Raw genomic sequence first — 18,213 nt, forward strand, 5'->3', positions numbered from 1 at the left:
CAAACCCGAAGTGTGGAATCAATATAGATAAGTTAAAGCGGATGGATACTATTTGATTCTATGAGGATTAATCTTAATTTAGCAAGCTTTAGAATAATTTACTAAAACAATAAAATCTTAAACTTAAAAATACAAACATGACAGAAGTAATAAGAAGAACACTGCGTGATTCATCTGCTATGAGATGGGCTATGTTGATCCTTTTATCAGGTTTAACGTTTAGTACCTATTGGTTTCAAGATTTCTTTTCAGGCTTGAAAGGATTAATGGAAACTGAAATGGGCTTTTCTAGTGAAGAATTTGGAAGAATACTTGGTTTAACAACTGTCGCCAATATGTGTGGTATGATTATTATTGGTGGTATTATGCTTGACAAGTGGGGAATTAGAATAGCTGGAATCGTTTTTGGAGGAATTGCAGTGCTGGGTGGAGCAATTTCGGCTATGGGTGCGGCAGGAATATTTGGTGCAGATAAAAGTACCATGTTAAATGCAATTATTGTAGGTAGGATTTTATTTGGATCTGGTCTTGAAGTTATTTGCGTTGTTGCTACTAGAACCATTGTAAAATGGTTTAAAGGATATGATCTTGCTTTGGCTATGGCCATAAATATGGGTTTTGGACGTTTAGGTAGTGCTATGGGAACTGCTTTGTCTCTTGATATTGCTGGTGGTCATGTTTCACCTGCTGTTACCTTTGCAGCAGGCTTAATTGGTGTGTCTCTTATAATGTTTTTAATTTATACAGTATTTGATGTTAAATTGGATAGGCAAGAGAAGGCTATTAGTTCTGAAAAAAGTGGAGAGGTTTGTGATACTGATGAAGATTTTAAATTTTCTGATCTAATTACTTTAATTAAGAATAAATCATTCTTGTACATTGCTCTTCTTTGCGTAACATTTTATGCTGCAATTTTTCCATTTATGCAATATGCTCCTGATTTGTTAATTAACAAATTTGGTTTTACTCAGGAATTGCCTCAGGCAGGTGAAGTTATTTTGTTTGGAAGTAAAGCCATAGGAGCAGCAAGTGTTTATATCGTATTTTTCTTATTTGCAATACTATTTGCTGTAGTTCCAAATAATTTTGAAAACAAGAATTTTCGAACCCTATTTAAGATTGGTGCATTAGCGGGATTTCTCATTTATTTGTTTATCATGAAGGATATTCTTGCTATTTGGTTGAACAATGGTGCGAAAACAGCAAGTTTAATTCCCCTTGGAACGATTATATTTACTCCAATTTTTGGAAATATTGTTGATAAAAAAGGAAAGGCTGCTTCATTAATGATTCTTGGATCATTGTTATTGATATTTGCTCACGTGTCTCTTTCAGTTCTACACAGTGTAGTGATAGCGTATTTTGGTCTATTAAGTTTAGGTGTGGCATTTTCGTTGGTTCCCGCTGCTATGTGGCCTTCAGTTGCTAAAATTGTGGCTGAAAACAGATTGGGTACTGCTTACGCTACAATGTTTACCCTACAAAACTGGGGACTTGGACTATTCTTTTGGGGTATTGGAGCGTTACTTGACTTTGTTAATCAAGGAATACCAGAAGGTCAAGCTAAAGACTATACTATTCCTATTTTGGTTCTTGTGGGTTGTGGTGTAATTTCAATATTTTTATCATTCCTTCTTAAGAAAGCTGATAGAGCTCAAAACTATGGTTTGGAATTACCTAGCTAAGAAATTGACGTTTTTAGAATAATTTATTATTTATAAATCCGCCTTGAACATTGAGTTTAAGGCGGTTTTCTTTTATCTATTATCGTAAGCGCAGAGAATAGATAAACAATTAGCCTAAGAATACGATGGCATTAGTCTAATGCTTCAAGTCAAAGTATTCTAACCTAATATATTACTATTTGTTCTTTTGAGTTTATTCTCACTAAAAAATATAGCCATAGCTAAGGCTTTGCTACTATTTTCGCATTGAATACAGTCAAAATTCTCAAAATAATTCAAAACTCATTCTATTATAAAACTGGCATAATAACGTGAGTTCGACGTAAAATTCGTTCACAGTTTGCACTGATTTTGAGTAGAAATTTTCTCAAATTTTCGAAGGAATATCGGGATATTTCAAGAAGGTTTGAGGAAATTTATGCCTAAAGCAGGCAAACACATAATGGAAAGTTCTCTTTACGACATCTTCACATTAAAAATTCCTCAAAATAGCACGCTATTCTTTCCAAATTTTTAATGCAAATCTATCCCAAATATAACTTTCTGTGGATAGAATTTTACGTCGAACTCACGTTATAATAATAAAGCTGACAATAAAATGGCAACTTTTTTATGCTTGTTAATAAAAGCACATTGATTCAATATTCATGAATTGATAAAACCATGTAGGGTAAAATAACTTCTAGACGTTTTATTAGTAAACGAAGCATAAAACTCCTCGCAACCTTTTTATTAGTGATGCATCAGATAAATAAAAATTTTGCTTTATGAAACGAGCATGATTAAAGTTATTATTATACATACATTGTAATGATTATTTTGATCTTATGGCTTCCATCTTACAAATAGAAAATAACAAACAGATGAAAGACTTGCATAGAATATTTATCGTGTTGTTTATGTTATCGGGTGGAGTAGTAATGCCTGATAAAGCAGAGGCAAAGAAAGTTTACAAGAAAGTTGTGGTTAAGCACAAGCGATATAAAAAATATCCTGCAAAAGGAACTCATGTGTTGTATATGAATTCGGCACGCAGAGTGAAGCACAACAAGGGTATTTTTTATCATGCTAATGGGATCTATTATAAAAAATCAACCTGTGGATACAAAATTGTTGCGGCACCCATAGGAGTTAGGCTTAAGGTACTACCTGCAAAACATGTGCGAATAGTCTTAAATGGTCGCCATTACTTTTATCATTATGGAACTTATTACATTTCGGTAGGTAAAAAGTATGAAATTGTTACACCTCCAGTTGGAATACAAGTGGATGATTTGCCAAATGGTTATAAGCTAGTTACGAAAAAAGGGAAAACATTTTATGTGGTTGATAAAGTGTTTTATGAGCGCATTGTTTTAAAGAATGGGTCAAGAGTATTTCAGGTTGTAGAGGAAGTATAAGAAAAGAGCTTGTCTAAAAAGTATAACATTAATGTGAGGAAAACGAAAAATCTATATCATTGAGAATCGGATGTTGCACTTAGTTCAACATGACTCTAAATAAACTTACTTTTTGGACAAGCTCTTTCTTGTATATGATGATTTTAATCAATCATTCTGTCAATAGTTTGAGCGCGGTTAGGACCAACCGAAACAACTTTTACCGGAACTCCGGTTTCTTTCTCGATAAAGTCAATATAAGCATTGAATTCTTCAGGAAATTCGTTTTCATGAGTCATGGCAGTCATATCTGTTTGCCATCCTTTAAATTCTGTGTAAACAGGTTCGATATCATCGGTCATTTCGTAAGGAACATGCTCAACTTCTTTGCCATTTACCTTGTAAGAGGTACAAATCTTAATGGTTTCAAAATTATCCATCACATCCGACTTCATCATGGTTAATTCGGTAACACCATTAATCATGATGGAGTATTTCAAAGAAACCAAATCTAGCCAACCACAACGTCTGGGACGTCCTGTAGTCGATCCATATTCGTTACCATTGTCTCTTAATCTTTGCCCGTCTTCGTCAAACAATTCGGTTGGGAATGGTCCCATGCCAACACGTGTACAATAAGCTTTAAAGATACCGATTACATTTCCAATTCGGTTAGGAGCAACACCTAAACCGGTACAAGCACCTGCACAAACCGTATTCGATGAAGTTACAAATGGGTAAGAACCAAAATCGATATCCAATAATGTACCTTGAGCACCTTCGGCAAGAATTGACTTGTTATCTTTTAGTGCGTCATTTAAAAATTGTTCGCTGTCGATTAATTGGAATTCGCTAAGAGCTTTAACTCCTTCGAACCAATCAGCTTCGTACTCTGCAATATCATAATCGAACTCGTAGAACTTGTCAAGCATTTGGCGGTGCTTGGCAACTACCAGTTCATATTTTTCTTTAAAATTATTGTTGATGTCACCAACTCTTAAACCGTTTCTACCCGTTTTGTCCATGTATGTTGGACCAATACCTTTAAGTGTAGAACCAATTTTAGATTTTCCTTTAGCAGCTTCCGAGGCAGCATCAAGAATTCTGTGAGATGGCAAGATAAGGTGTGCTTTTTTTGAGATAAATAATGACTTCGATAAATCGATACCTAATTTTTTGATTCCTTCAATCTCCTTTTTGAAGATTACAGGATCGATCACAACACCGTTACCAATAACATTGATTTTGTCATCACGAAAAATTCCAGATGGAATGGTATGTAATACGTGTTTTATCTTGTTAAATTCCAGGGTATGTCCTGCATTTGGTCCGCCCTGAAAACGGGTAATTAAGTCGTACTTTGGGGTCAGTACATCCACAACTTTTCCTTTACCTTCATCTCCCCACTGGAGGCCTAAAAGTACATCAACTTTCATTTCGTCTAATAATTTGATTTAAACCTTATAATCTAGTTTCCGAAACCGATTTGTTTTTGGCTTGGATTTGTAAAACGGTTCGGTATCGTGGTTAAAGCTTGAAGAGTGCTTACAAGTTTTAACAGTCAAAGGTAGTAATTATTTTGAAATGGGTTTGAAGAAAATTTTGCTTGTTGATAAAATGTATAGATACAAAAAAACCTCTTTATTTTAGAGGTTTTCAGAGATATATAATTGTTGATAAACTTAGTTGTTTTCTAGTTTTCTACAGTCTTGACAAATTCCGTAGATATATAATGAATGATGCGATACTTTAAAGTCCATATCGTCTGAAACATTTCTTCTTACATCATCAAGCCTTGTATCACAAAATTCAAGTACTTTACCACAGCGAGTACAAATTAAATGATCGTGCTTGTTGCTATCATAGGCTTTTTCGAATTGAGCAATATTTTTTCCAAACTGATGCTTGATTACAAGCTTGCAATCAAGAAGCAAATCAATGGTATTATAAAGAGTTGCTCTACTTACACGATAATTTTTGTTTTTCATAAATATGTATAAAGACTCAATGTCAAAATGTCCTTCTCTTGAATATATCTCGTCTAAAATAGCATATCTTTCCGGGGTTTTTCGGTGTCCCTTCTTCTGAAGATATTCTGTAAACATCTTCTTAACAATTTCTTTAGTGTCTTCGTTGCTCATATCTAAAAAATAGCCTAGGTGTTATCTAATCTAATTTAAAATAATGGCTCTAAAATAGTAATTTTTTTTAGAAATGAGATGTTATTTAGAATAAATTTTATTTAGGAGTATTCTTCAATGTTTTCTATACGTTTCACATTATCAAGCCCTTTGATCTTAATCAATTTCACGATAAGATTATTAAGATCTTCAGTATTGTGCACATATAGGTGAATTAAACCTTCAAAAATGCCATCGTGACTTTCGAAGTGAAGAGATCGCATATTCACGTCATGATCTTTGGAGATGATATTGGTTACCTCGTTCACAATTCCAATTTTATCAATACCAGATAGCTCAATAACAGCAAGGAAAGACATTAATCGATGGCTTGTCCAATCTGCTGCCAAGATTCGATCACCCTGACTCGACATTAGTTTTAAGGCATTCGGACATTTTCGCTTGTGAATGGTAATGTTATTGTTCATGTCGAGATGTCCTAGAACTTCATCTCCTGGAATGGGTTTACAGCAAGCTGCGATTTTATAAGATTCATTGGCAGCCATTTCGCTAAGCATGAGTGTTTTTTTCTTGTCAATGGTTGGTTTATCACCTTTCTCTTCTCTTTCAACAATTTTTTCCTCTTTTTCTTCATTGTTTCCAAAGAAGTTCAAACGCCAATATTTGATAAATTTACTTCTGGATTTTCTTCGAACAACTGCTTCAATATCATTGATATCGATTTTTCCCATGCCAATTTTATAGAACAGTTCCTCTTTGCCCGATAGTTTATAATGTTCCAGCATTTTTCGATAAGACTTTGCGTTCAACTGAAGACCAGTCTCAAGAAGTTTATCTTCAATCATTTGTGAGCCTTTGCTGGTGTATTCTTTTCTTTCTTTTTTAAATGCGGTTTTAATTTTAGACTTGGCTCTGGCAGTGACAACAAAATCCATCCATTCGTGTTTGGGAGATTGTTTTTCGGAGGTTAGAATTTCCACTTGATCACCACTTTTTAGAACATGACTAAGCGGAACAAGTCTGTGATTTACTTTTGCTCCTATACACTGGTTCCCAATATCGGTATGAATTTCGTAAGCAAAGTCTAATGTAGTTGCATTTTTCGGTAAGGTCTTAATCTGACCTTTCGGGGTAAATACCTGTATTTCTTGCGAGAACAAGTTCAGTTTAAACTCATCCAAAAAAGCCATTGCATCGGCTTCCGGATTATCAAGGATTTCGCGAACATCCTTTAGCCATTTGTCAAGTTCCGAATCACCCGAACCATTTGTATTGTATTTAGAATGGACTGCAAAACCTTTTTCTGCAATGTCATCCATCCTTTCTGTCCTGATTTGAAATTCAACCCAATTTCCTTTTGGCCCCATTGCTGTAACATGTAAGGCTTCGTATCCGTTAGCTTTTGGAGTACTTACCCAGTCGCGAATTCGTTCGGGTTTGGGTTTATAAATATCAGTAATTAAAGAATATATATTCCAGCACTGATTTTTCTCCGGAATACTATCATCGGGTTTAAAAACTACTCGAACCGATACCAAATCATAAATTTCTTCAACACTTACATTTTGCGTTTGCATTTTATTCCAGATGGAATAAATAGACCGAGGACGGTTTTTAATGGTGCATTTAATACTGTTCTCGGCAAGTTTTAGCTCAATTGGAGCAATAATTTCTCCGATGAGCTCGCTTTGTTTGGCTTCCTGTTCTTTTATCTTTTCGGCTATGGAATTATAATCTTCGGGATGTTCGTACTTTAGACTCAGGTTTTCCAGTTCGGTTTTAATGGTGTAAAGACCCATTCTGTGGGCCAAAGGTGCAAATAAGAAAAGAGTTTCACCAGCAATTTTCATTTGCTTACGCAGGGGCATTGAACTAAGTGTTCGCATATTGTGCAAGCGATCTGCCATTTTTATCAGGATTACACGTAAATCATCGGATAGGGTAAGCAACATCTTACGGAAGTTTTCGGCTTGCATTGAGGTTTTCTGATCGAATACACCTTTTATTTTTGTGAGACCATCAACAATTTGTGCGACTTTTTCTCCAAACAGATTTTCAATATCTTCAATGGTGTAATCCGTATCTTCAACAACATCGTGAAGTAAAGCTGCTACGATGGATTTTGTTCCAAGTCCCATCTCTTTTGCAGCAATATGTGCAACCTGAATAGGGTGCAGTATATAAGGTTCTCCTGATTTTCTTCTTACACCACGATGCGCTTTCCATGCAAATTGAAAAGCTTTCTCTATCATTCTGCGACTCTCTTGTGCTTGACTTCGTTTGCAGTCTTTCAATAGTGCTTCGTAGGCATCAAGGACTAGTTGTTTATCTTTTGTGGTTTCTACATTCATAAAAACTCGGTTCTCTTGTTTGTTAGTTTTAGTAGTAATTCTTAAATGTAGCGAAATCTAACTATTTTTTATCGTTTTGTTCAACTTAAAGTTTAAGCCATTTTTATGTATGATTCAAATGTAAGTTATTTTAAGCCAGTTCAACCATAATTAATTTCATGATTTAACCTGTTTGTTTGAATTTATTTTAGATGGAGTTTTTGCAATTCTTTGGTCCACAAACTACTAATTTGAGATCATCCTCCTGAAAATAGATATTGGCTATGTGCTTGATTTTATCAGCATCCACATTTTTAAGCTCTTTGATGAATTTCTGATAGTATGAGTTATCCAGACCAAACGGGAGATTTCCTTTTAGACTTTCGGAAAGAGCAAAGGGGCTATCTAAATTACGAAGCATTTCACCTAGAATGTAATTTTTTACCAGGTCCAACTCTTCCTCAGAGATTAAAACTTCTCTTAAGCGTTTAATTTCCTTGTAAATTTCAGCAATTGTATCCTTACATACATCGGTGCCAACTTCGGTAACAATTACAAAGTGGCCTCCTTTTAAATGAGAAATAATAATGGAGTTGATGCCATAAGTATATCCTTTATCTTCCCGAATATTTTGCATTAAGCGAGACCCAAAATATCCTCCAAGAATTAGGTTGAAAATATGAAGTGCTGTATAATCTTTATGCGTTTTATTAAAAATAGGTCGACCAATCCGGATACAGGCTTGAATCGCATCTTCCTTACATACGAATGTTTTGTTTTCTTTCGATAAAACGATTTCATGATTCGCTTTGATGATCTCAGTTTTTGGAGACCATGCTTCTTTTCCAAACATTTTTTCCAATTCATCAATTACTAACTGATCCACTTTCCCTGCAACAATAATTTTACAATTATTCGCAGTGTAATGAGTTTTATAGAACTCCTTTACTGTGTTAAGATCCAATCTGTCGAACTCTGATTCATCTATAATATTGGAGTAAGGATGATGCTTCCCATAAATTAAAGAGCTGAACTTATCTTTTGCAAGAACATTCGTTTTCTGATGTTCAATTTGAAAGCGCTGTTTTTTATTCAATAAAACGGTGTCAAATTCTTTTTTAGGAAATGTTGAATCCTTGATCAGGTTTTCCGTAATTTCTAAAGTTTCTGATAAGTACTTGCTTAAAGTATAGAGGCAAACACTGGCATCGTGTTTGGCGGCCGAAAAACCAATATAAGCCCCGTAAAAATCGAAATGTTCTGCAATTTCCGCTGCACTGTATTTATTGGTTCCCTCGTTTAGCATACTATTGGCCATGCTTGCCACCAAGGGTGACTCCTGGAACCAAATGCCTGCATCAAAAATAAATTCAATCTTTAATACTTCCTGACTTCCACCATTAATTACATGCACAGGAATGTTGTTACTTAGTCTGTATCTCGAGTCTCCTAAAATTTTGATATCATCAACCGTTTTAAATTTCGGAGCTGTATTTCGATATAATTTTTCCATTCCTATTTCTTTGAGTGATAATATAGAACTGAACAATTTTCTTTTCTGAAGAGTTTTGCGGATGTGTTTTGAATATCACCAACACTCACGTTACGATATTTATCAACTTCAGTATTAATATCATTGGCATCGCCTAGTAATTCATGTGTTGCAAGGTTCATAGCCTTATTTAGGTAACTGATTTCGGAGAAGATAAGACTTGATTCGATTTTGTTTTTTACCTTCTGAAGCTCATAATCAGATACTTTTTCGGCAGCCATTTTATTCAATTCTGTCCAAATTGCAGCCTCTGCTTCCTCAAACGAAACTCCCTTGCTTAATTTACCGGTAACCAGGAATAAACCTGGGTCAAAATCACCAGAAAGATAAGCGTCAATCGATGAGAATAGATTCTGTTCTTTTATCAGTTTTTGAAAAATCCTTGAAGATTGTCCGTTAGATAAGACGTCAGAAACCAGATCGGTTGAGTAGAACTCGTCATCGGTTCGGCCAGCCATATGAAATGCCATGTAAATGGCATCGAATGGAACATTACGTTCCAAATGCAGGCTCCTGAATTCTTTTTGTTTGGGCTCTTTAGGCAGATTGCGTTTTGCAATTTCACGACTTTCAATTGATCCAAACCATTTTTCTGTCAACAGCTTTACATGATCGGGTTCAACATTACCCGAAACTACAAGAATTGCATTGTTGGGAGCATAATGCTTAAAAAAGAACTCTTTTATTTCATCCAGTTGTACTTTTTCAATTTGTTCGATCGATTTGCCAATAGTTGGCCATTGATAAGGGTGTTCTTTGTAAGCCAAAGGCCTTAAATGCAACCAAACATCACCATAAGGTTGGTTAAAATATCTTTGTTTGAACTCTTCGATAACTACATTTTGTTGTACTGCCAGACTTTTCTCGCTAAAAGCCAGACTCAGCATTCGGTCCGATTCCAGCCAAAAGGCAGTCTCCAAATTGTCTTTCGGAACTGTTAGGTAATAGTTGGTTACATCATTACTGGTCCAAGCGTTGTTATCGCCACCAACCATTTGCAAAGGCTCATCATAGTTGGGAATATTCACCGATCCTCCAAACATTAAATGCTCAAAAAGATGAGCAATACCGGTTCGTTCTGGATCTTCATCTCTCGAACCAATATCATACAAAAGGTTGATAGCAGCCATCGGTGTGGTTTCGTCCCTGTGAACAATTACCCTCAAGCCATTGGCAAGTGTAAATTTATCGAACTCTATCATTTAGATTTTGAATTTATCAAGCCCTGAAAGTGCTTCTTTGTATTCTGTTTTGATTTCCTTTACGATCTCTTCTACCGATTGTATTTTAGAGATCAAGGCTGATATTTGTCCAATCTCCAACTCACCTTCTTCAAGATTTCCATCGAACATGCCTTTTTTAGCACGCCCTTTACCAAGTAGGTCTCTCATTTCTTTAGGAGAAGCACCTCTGCACTCTGCATCATTTACTTGTTCGAAGAACTGGTTTTTAATGAGTCGGGTAGGCGCAAGTTTTTTAAGTGCCAGTTTGGTTCCGCCTTCGCCCAGTTCAACAACTGATTTTTTAAAATCGATATGAGCTGAAGATTCTTCAGATACAGCAAAGCGGGTTCCCATTTGAACACCATCGGCTCCGAGCACCATGGCTGCCAGCATGCTCCGACCAGAACCGATGCCACCAGCAGCGATTACAGGTAAACTGGTTGCTTTGCGAACCGATGGAATCAATGCCATAGTGGTTGTTTCCTCGCGTCCATTGTGACCACCAGCTTCGAACCCTTCTGCAACAATTGCATCTACACCAGCATCCTCACATTTTTTAGCGAAAAATGCGCTCGAAACAACATGAACCACTGTAATTCCATGCTCTTTTAAAAAGGGAGTCCATTTTTTTGGACTTCCTGCAGATGTAAAAACAATTTTTACTTTCTCATCAATAATGATATTCATGATTTTATCCATTTCAGGATAAAGCAAAGGAACATTCACACCAAAAGGTTTCGAAGTAGCCAATTTTGTTTTTTGAATATGTTCCTTAAAGGTTTCAGGATGCATAGATCCTGCACCAATCAGGCCTAATCCTCCTGCATTACTAACTGCCGAAGCCAATTTCCAACCCGAACACCAAACCATTCCTCCCTGAACAAGGGGAATATCTATTCCAAAAAGAGATGTAATTCTATTTGTCATTTTTTATTCAATTAGTATACAATCAAAAAAGACACAAGAGCCATGAGTTTTTCTTGTGCCTTACTTAGTCAGATGATTTGTTTGCAAATTTAGAAAAATTCTTGATAAGAATGGGTCTTAGCCAATGATTTTGAGAATATTCATCCTTGCAAAGTCGGCATTGTCAAAAAGGGTTCTTTAGATTAATTATAGATACCTTATTATTCTTGATTTTTGAGCCGATTTCAGCATTGGATCTTGTTTCTTACGATCAATATTACTTTTTTTAGGCTTAAAATCAGGGTTGGCGGTTATCAATCAAGGAGTTTTGATTGGCTTTTTATATTAAATTAGAGTGAAGAAGAAATCATTATTAGGTCGTTTTTTAGTTTGGCGTTTAAAGCATGTAAGTGATCGTCAATTTATCTCTTTTATGGCGGTACTTATCGGCATAATATCAGGTATAGCAGCAGTGATTATAAAAAACTCAGTGCATTTTATCAGTGAGTTACTGCATCATAATTCGTCAGAACAATACCAAAATATCCTTTATGTGATTTATCCTACAATTGGTCTTACAGTGGCCGTTTTGTTCATCAAATTCGTCATTCGTCGTCCGGTTCGCCATGGTGTTCCCAATGTACTTTATTGCATCTCGAAAACTAACGGACAGATCAATAGTCACAATATGTTCTCTTCTATTATTACTTCTGCATTTACTGTAGGGTTTGGCGGATCGGTGGGTTTAGAAGGGCCTACGGTAGCAACAGGTGCGGCTTTGGGTTCAAACATAGGAAGACTCTTTCATCTCAACTATAAACAAATTACCTTGTTGCTTGCATGTGCGTGCACCGGAGCTATGGCATCCATATTTAAAGCTCCAATTGCAGCAATAGTATTTGCCTTGGAAGTGATCATGCTGGATTTAACCATGTGGTCTTTGGTACCTCTCTTGCTTGCTTCAGCATCAGCAGTACTAACTTCTTATTTCTTTTTGGGAATGAATGTATTGTATCCATTCGAAGTTCAGGATGGTTTTATCTTGAAAGATCTGCCATATTATATTGTGCTTGGTATTTTTACAGGATTAATAGCAACTTATTTTTCCAAATCATACATGTTTATTCATTCATTGTTTGATAAGATTGGCAATACATATAAAAAGTTGATTTATGGATCATTGGCATTAGGGGTTATTCTATTCTTTTTGCCATCCCTGTATGGTGAGGGATATCATGCGATTAATGCGTGTTTGTCTGGTGATTATTCCTATTTGTATAACAATTCTTTTTTTTATGCCCTGCAGGATAATTTTTTAGCCTTTGTTGTATTGATGGCAATGGTTATTTTCTTTAAGGTAATAGCGGCATCGATTACTTTTGGTGCAGGTGGAGTAGGGGGCATATTTGCACCAACTCTTTTTATGGGAGTAAACTCAGGCGTTTTGTTTGCTAAACTAATAGGGTATTTTGGTTTAAGAGATTTGCCGGTAAATAATTTTGCTTTGATTGGAATGGCAGGAATGATTGCAGGGGTATTGCATGCTCCTTTAACCGGCTTATTCCTGATTGCAGATATTTCAGGCGGTTATCAATTGTTTGTTCCTTTGATGATTACTGCTACCATTTCTTATGCAACAGTTAAAACTTTCGAACCACATTCGGTTTATACCATCCAGCTTGCCAAGCGAAAGGAGTTGATGACTCATGATAAGGATAAGAATGTGTTGTCGCTTATGAGTGTTACCAGAATGATTGAGAAGAATTTTAATACCGTTAATTCTGAAGCAACTCTTGGTGATTTGGTAAAAATTATAGCCAAAGCACAGCGAAATATCTTTATTGTAATTGATGATGAAAATAACTTTCAAGGAATAGTAAAACTAGATGATATCCGTGAAATCATGTTCAAGCCTGATAAGTACGATTCTGTTTTTGTGCGCGATTTAATGGTTATTCCGGAAGTTGTTATTCAGCATGATGAGTCAATGGCTGATGTTGCCAGAAAATACCAGTACTCCGATAAGTTTAACTTGGTGGTATTAAAAGATGGGAAATATTGCGGATGTGTTTCAAGAGCCCAGATTTTCTCAACTTACCGTCGAATGCTAAAACACTTCTCTGAAGATTAATTTTATTTTAATGTTTGGGTAATTATTTTATGGCAGATTTACGCCTATTAATAGCATAAAAGAGAGCATTTCTTTAGATGTGCCTTTAATTCATTAGCTTATCGTTAATTGTGAAATCAGTAAAAAAAAATCTTGGAAAAGAGTATAAGCTTTCTAATTATCTGCTACATTTGCAGTCAATTTTTGAAGGACTTTTAGCAGAGGAATGTTATAAATATGCTAAAATCAATAAAATACGTAAATGTCAGTTGATAGCTGCTTGTATGTATTATGCCCTAAGGCCGCCTGACTTCTGCAGCCATCCGACCTTTAACTTTATGTATGTGGAATAAAATAATCTTGATTCGGAGCAATGAAGAAGAAGAGTTTGCTTTCTCGATTTTTAATTTGGAGAGTAAAAAACATTAAGGAACGACAGTTTGTTTTAATTTTAAGTTTTTTGGTTGGTTTAATAAGTGGATTAGCTGCACTTGTGCTTAAAAATACCATCCATTTTACCCATCATTTTTTAACGCATCGCTTGCATGTTGAGTCGGCAAACTTGTTGTACCTGGCATATCCTGCTATTGGTATTTTACTTACGGTTTTGTTTGTAAAATTCTTTGTAAAAGATAATATTGGTCATGGAGTTTCAAGAATCTTATATGCCATATCACAGAAAAATTCACTCATAAAATCACACAATAACTACTCATCGGTATTAGCCAGTACACTTACCATTGGTTTTGGTGGATCGGTAGGAGCTGAGGCACCAGTGGTTTTAACCGGTGCTTCAATCGGTTCCAATCTTGGTAGGATGTTCCACATGAACCAAAAAATTATTACCCTAATGGTTGGTTGCGGAGCTGCAGGAGCAATTGGAGGAATCTTTAAAGCACCAATGGCTGGTATGGTATTTACGCTAGAGGTTTTGATGTTGGATCTTACCATGGCATCACTAATTCCATTGTTAATTTCATCAATTACAGGTGCAAGCATTGCTTATTTCTTTATGGGAAAAGGTGTTTTGCTTTCATATGATGTAACAGAACCTTTTGTTATTGGAAATTTTCCCTACTACATTCTTTTAGGAGTATTTGCAGGTTTGGTATCTCTATATTTTACTCGTCTTTCGATGTTTTTAGAGCTGCAGTTCGATCGCATAACGAACTGTTATCGAAAAATGATGGTCGGCGGAATTCTTCTAGGTGTTCTGATCTTCCTATTCCCACCACTTTATGGTGAAGGTTATATAACTATTCAAGCCTTGTTGGATGGGAATTATACTGACTTGGTAAATAACAGTATCTTCTATTTCTTAAAAGATAATTATTGGTTGCTTTTAGGCTATATTGTATTGGTTTTGGGTTTTAAAGTGATTGCATCAACCGTAACAACCGGTAGCGGTGGAGTTGGAGGTATATTTGCACCATCGCTTTTTCTTGGTGGAGTTTCAGGTTTCTTTGTAGCCCGATTCATTAACGGGTTGAATGTTGTGAAGCTATCCGAAAGTAATTTTACCCTTATTGGTATGGCAGGAATGATGGCTGGAGTGATGCATGCCCCATTAACTGCAATATTCCTGATTGTCGAAATTACCGGAGGATACGAATTGTTTATCCCAATCATGGTTACAGCCACAATTGCTTACTTAACCATCATGTATTTTGAACCACATTCCATTTACACCAAACGTTTGGCCAAACGAGGTGAATTGATTACTCACAATAAGGATAAAGCTGTTCTTACTTTAATGAAGTTGGGAAAGGTAATCGAGACTGACTTGAAAAAAGTAAGTCCTGATGCTACATTAGGAGAATTGGTAAAGATTATTTCTCACTCGCAAAGAAATATTTTTCCAGTGGTTGATGAAGATGACAAGTTGTTAGGAATTGTTTTGTTGGATGATATACGTCATATCATGTTTAACCCTGATATGTATGAGGATACTTATGTAAGAAACCTAATGATTATGCCACCCGCTATTTTAGATGCTAATGCTCCGATGGAAAAGGTGATGCGCAGATTTGAAGAAACAGGAGCCTGGAATCTTCCGGTTACTCAGGATGAAAAATATTTGGGATTTGTATCAAAAGCAAAAATCTTTAACGTATACCGTAGGGTTTTGGTGCACTTCTCGGATGAATAATACCTGTTTTATTTTGTGACTATTTAAGATGAAAGCTTGCTCAAAGATGGGGAGGCTTTTCTATTTTTGGCTTACGGTAACAAACGACTAATCATGAAGAACAAACACTATAAAACAATCGACCCTGAAATTTGGAAGGGACGAATTGACGATGAGGAGGACTACCTTGCATTCAGATGGCATCAGATAATCCAATCAATAGATCTTCTTGAAACTCCCAAGAAACCTTTAAAAGGATTTGGTTTATTAGGATTCTGTTGCGACAAAGGTGTAGAAAGAAATCTAGGGCGAAAAGGAACATCGAAGGCTCCAAATAGTATCCGTAAAGAAATGGCAAACCTGCCTTGCTCTTTTCCGAAGGGAACAAATATTTACGATTGTGGCAATATTGTAAGTAACGAGGCTGAGCTTGAGGAGGTACAAAATGTACTATCGGATGCGGTTTACCAGATGCTAAAAATGGGATTATTTCCATTGATTTTAGGGGGTGGACATGAGATTGCTTATGGACATTACATCGGGATAGAACGATATCTTGCAGAAAAGGAAAATCAAGAACTGGGAATATTTAATTTGGATGCACACTTTGATATGCGACCCTATAAAAATGGTCCAAGTTCAGGAACGATGTTTGCGCAAATTGCTGACCGATGCAAAATCAATGCAAAAGACTTTTCATATATGGTTGCCGGCATTCAACAATATGGAAATACGGTTAGTTTGTTTAATAAAGCCGACGAATTGGGCGTAAAATACCTAATGGCAAAAGATATTTCCAATGATAACATGTTTTCGGTAGGGCAAGATTTGGTGCGATTTGCCAGGCAACAACAAAACATTTACATGACGCTTTGTTCGGATGTAATCTCATCGGCTTATGCTCCGGGTGTGAGCGCTCCGCAACCCTTTGGTTTGCATCCCGAAATGATTTTGAAGTTGATTAAAACCGTAATTCAATCCGGAAAGGTGATTAGTTTTGATATTGCCGAAGTTTCCCCTCGTTTCGATGAGGATAACAGAACTTCCAAATTGGCTGCCATTATTGTCTTTGCAGTGATTAACTCCTTGGTTGAGTTTGGCTCTGCTTCGGATTGTATTTGCTAGACAATTGAGTTGGGATCATATCCTGCTTATTCATATTCTTGCTTAGAAAGGCTTCTTTTGTTGAAATATGAGACTGTACACCCTTGGGTGTCACGATAGTCTCATATTGATACAGTTCTAATTTTACGTCGAACTCACGTTAATTTAAACTCCGATACTCTCCCGGTGTCATTCCGGTTTTCTTTTTGAACATTTTGCTAAAGTACTGAGGGTATTCAAAACCTAAATCATAGGCAATTTCACTTATCGATACGGATGAGCCCAATAATTTATTTTTAGCCTTTTCTATAATGTGATATTGAATAAAATCAGTGCCATTTCTGCCGGTTTCTTTCTTCAAGATGTCACTCAAATAATTTGGGGATAAGCCAAGTTGATTTGCAAAATCTTTCACAGAAGGAAAGCCTTTTTGTTTCAGGACATCGGTATTGAAATAGTTATTAATCAAGCCCTCAAATTCAACTATAAGGTCGTTATTTTGGTTTGTTCGAGTAATAAATTGGCGATCATAGTAACGATTGCAGTAATTTAGCAATAGTTCAAGCGTTGAAATAATTAAAGTTTTACTATGCTTATCGATGTTTTGTGAAAGTTCAAGTTCAATATCCTCAACTATACCTTTAAGTTTGTTTTGTTCTTTATCTGATAAATGCAATGCCTCGTGCAAATTGTAGGAAAAGAAATTGTAATCCTTCATTTTAGAACTTAACGAAGTCTTGCGTATTAACTCAGGATGGAAAAATAAGCCCCAACCATAAATATCCTTTGTTTCATCGGGGTCTTCTATTGAAATTACCTGATTGGGCGCAAGAAAAAACAAAGTTCCTTCCTGAAAATCGTAGTAGTTTCTTCCATAGCGCAAGGCTCCGGGGCAAAGGTTTTTTTGTAATACAGTATAAAAACCTGTCGAGATTTTTATATTGCCTCCGTGCCCTTGGGGCTTTACTTTCGAAAAATCAATAAGCCCAATTAAAGGATGCTTAGGCTCTTCTTGCCCAAGCATTTTATGCAATTCGCTAATGTTTTCTATTCTAGTAATTGAATCCATCTTACACTTTCTCTTATTTTTTTATTTCCTGCCTCAATACATTTGTGTACTCGGCAATGGATTTATGCGAAAAGCCTTCGATAAGTAACTGTCCGATAAAAAGGATGGCAACTGAAAAAGCTACGCCTTTTAATACTGGCGATTTAACAAAAATTATCACAATTAGTGCAGCTAAAACAAATGCTGCAAATGTAATTTGATACCATATAAAGCCTTTATCAACTTTTTCCATTCTCTCGTGCTCATATTGTACAAACTCGGCTACATCTTTTTGGTAAATGGCGGTAGATTCTTGCTTTGTTTTTTCGTTGAAATTAAGATATGATAATCCGCCAGCTATGATAAGGATTCCTGCAGCTAAAGAACCCCATTTCATTCCGGAGGCCATGGGCGATTTGGCAACAAAAAATGCAAATATCCCTGCAAGAATTAGCAAGATAGATCCAAGGATCATAAAATTGATAGCTACCCATTTTTGGGCGGAAGCATAAGCTTCAAGTGATTGTAAAATGTTCATGATTTTATCTTTTTTCAATGTTTCACAAAGTTATATCGGTTTTATCATGAAACGAGACTTATTTCATGG

The 18,213-nt window shown here is 35.9% G+C and carries 13 protein-coding genes; 5 read left to right on the forward strand and 8 right to left on the reverse strand.

Annotated features, from left to right (window positions below; translation table 11 throughout):
• Positions 1-137: 137 nt before the first annotated feature.
• Together ACO05S_RS12720 and ACO05S_RS12725 are read left to right on the forward strand one after the other, a co-directional pair.
• Entirely contained in the window at positions 138-1,685 is a 1,548-nt protein-coding gene (locus tag ACO05S_RS12720; RefSeq protein WP_421918384.1) for an MFS transporter, read from the forward strand.
• Between the two features lie 863 nt (positions 1,686-2,548).
• Positions 2,549-3,085 carry a DUF6515 family protein gene (locus ACO05S_RS12725; protein ID WP_421918385.1) on the forward strand — a complete coding sequence of 179 codons (537 nt, stop codon included), beginning with the start codon at positions 2,549-2,551 and terminating at the stop codon, positions 3,083-3,085.
• 143 nt (positions 3,086-3,228) lie between these two features.
• Here ACO05S_RS12725 and ACO05S_RS12730 read toward each other — a convergent pair whose 3' ends face one another.
• The 6 genes from ACO05S_RS12730 to ACO05S_RS12755 all read right to left on the reverse strand — a co-directional run bounded on the left by ACO05S_RS12730 (position 3,229) and on the right by ACO05S_RS12755 (position 11,237).
• Positions 3,229-4,500 (reverse strand): adenylosuccinate synthase, encoded by a 1,272-nt coding sequence (locus ACO05S_RS12730; RefSeq protein ID WP_421918386.1) that lies wholly within the window; start codon positions 4,498-4,500, stop codon positions 3,229-3,231.
• A gap of 246 nt (positions 4,501-4,746) precedes the next feature.
• Complete coding sequence (locus tag ACO05S_RS12735; RefSeq protein ID WP_421918387.1) at positions 4,747-5,205, reverse strand: Fur family transcriptional regulator; 459 nt, start codon at positions 5,203-5,205, stop codon at positions 4,747-4,749.
• 101 nt (positions 5,206-5,306) lie between these two features.
• Positions 5,307-7,556: a RelA/SpoT family protein gene (locus tag ACO05S_RS12740; RefSeq protein WP_421918388.1), complete on the reverse strand. Its 2,250-nt coding sequence runs from the start codon at positions 7,554-7,556 to the stop codon at positions 5,307-5,309.
• A 187-nt stretch (positions 7,557-7,743) separates the two neighbouring features.
• Complete coding sequence (locus tag ACO05S_RS12745; RefSeq protein ID WP_421918389.1) at positions 7,744-9,048, reverse strand: M16 family metallopeptidase; 1,305 nt, start codon at positions 9,046-9,048, stop codon at positions 7,744-7,746.
• 2 nt (positions 9,049-9,050) lie between these two features.
• The gene (locus tag ACO05S_RS12750; RefSeq protein ID WP_421918390.1) at positions 9,051-10,289 is read right to left on the reverse strand and encodes a M16 family metallopeptidase; all 1,239 of its coding nucleotides are present in this window, start codon (positions 10,287-10,289) and stop codon (positions 9,051-9,053) included.
• Complete coding sequence (locus ACO05S_RS12755) at positions 10,290-11,237, reverse strand: NAD(P)H-dependent flavin oxidoreductase (RefSeq protein ID WP_421918391.1); 948 nt, start codon at positions 11,235-11,237, stop codon at positions 10,290-10,292. It lies immediately after the preceding gene.
• Between the two features lie 334 nt (positions 11,238-11,571).
• On the opposite strand from ACO05S_RS12755, the gene ACO05S_RS12760 reads away from it, so the two are divergent.
• From ACO05S_RS12760 to hutG, 3 genes are all read left to right on the forward strand, one after another.
• Positions 11,572-13,347, forward strand: a complete 1,776-nt coding sequence (locus tag ACO05S_RS12760; RefSeq protein WP_421918392.1) for a chloride channel protein — start codon at positions 11,572-11,574, stop codon at positions 13,345-13,347.
• A 352-nt stretch (positions 13,348-13,699) separates the two neighbouring features.
• Complete coding sequence (locus tag ACO05S_RS12765; RefSeq protein ID WP_421918393.1) at positions 13,700-15,475, forward strand: chloride channel protein; 1,776 nt, start codon at positions 13,700-13,702, stop codon at positions 15,473-15,475.
• A gap of 93 nt (positions 15,476-15,568) precedes the next feature.
• Positions 15,569-16,579, forward strand: a complete 1,011-nt coding sequence (hutG, locus tag ACO05S_RS12770) for a formimidoylglutamase (RefSeq protein ID WP_421918394.1) — start codon at positions 15,569-15,571, stop codon at positions 16,577-16,579.
• A 139-nt stretch (positions 16,580-16,718) separates the two neighbouring features.
• Here hutG and ACO05S_RS12775 read toward each other — a convergent pair whose 3' ends face one another.
• Positions 16,719-17,627, reverse strand: coding sequence for a helix-turn-helix domain-containing protein (locus ACO05S_RS12775; RefSeq protein WP_421918395.1), 909 nt, complete (start codon positions 17,625-17,627; stop codon positions 16,719-16,721).
• A 13-nt stretch (positions 17,628-17,640) separates the two neighbouring features.
• On the reverse strand, positions 17,641-18,144 hold the full coding sequence (locus tag ACO05S_RS12780) for a hypothetical protein (RefSeq protein WP_421918396.1): 504 nt from the start codon (positions 18,142-18,144) through the stop codon (positions 17,641-17,643).
• Positions 18,145-18,213: the final 69 nt, after the last annotated feature.

The organism is Marinifilum sp., from assembly GCF_965230805.1.
Classification (GTDB): Bacteria; Bacteroidota; Bacteroidia; order Bacteroidales; family Marinifilaceae; genus Marinifilum.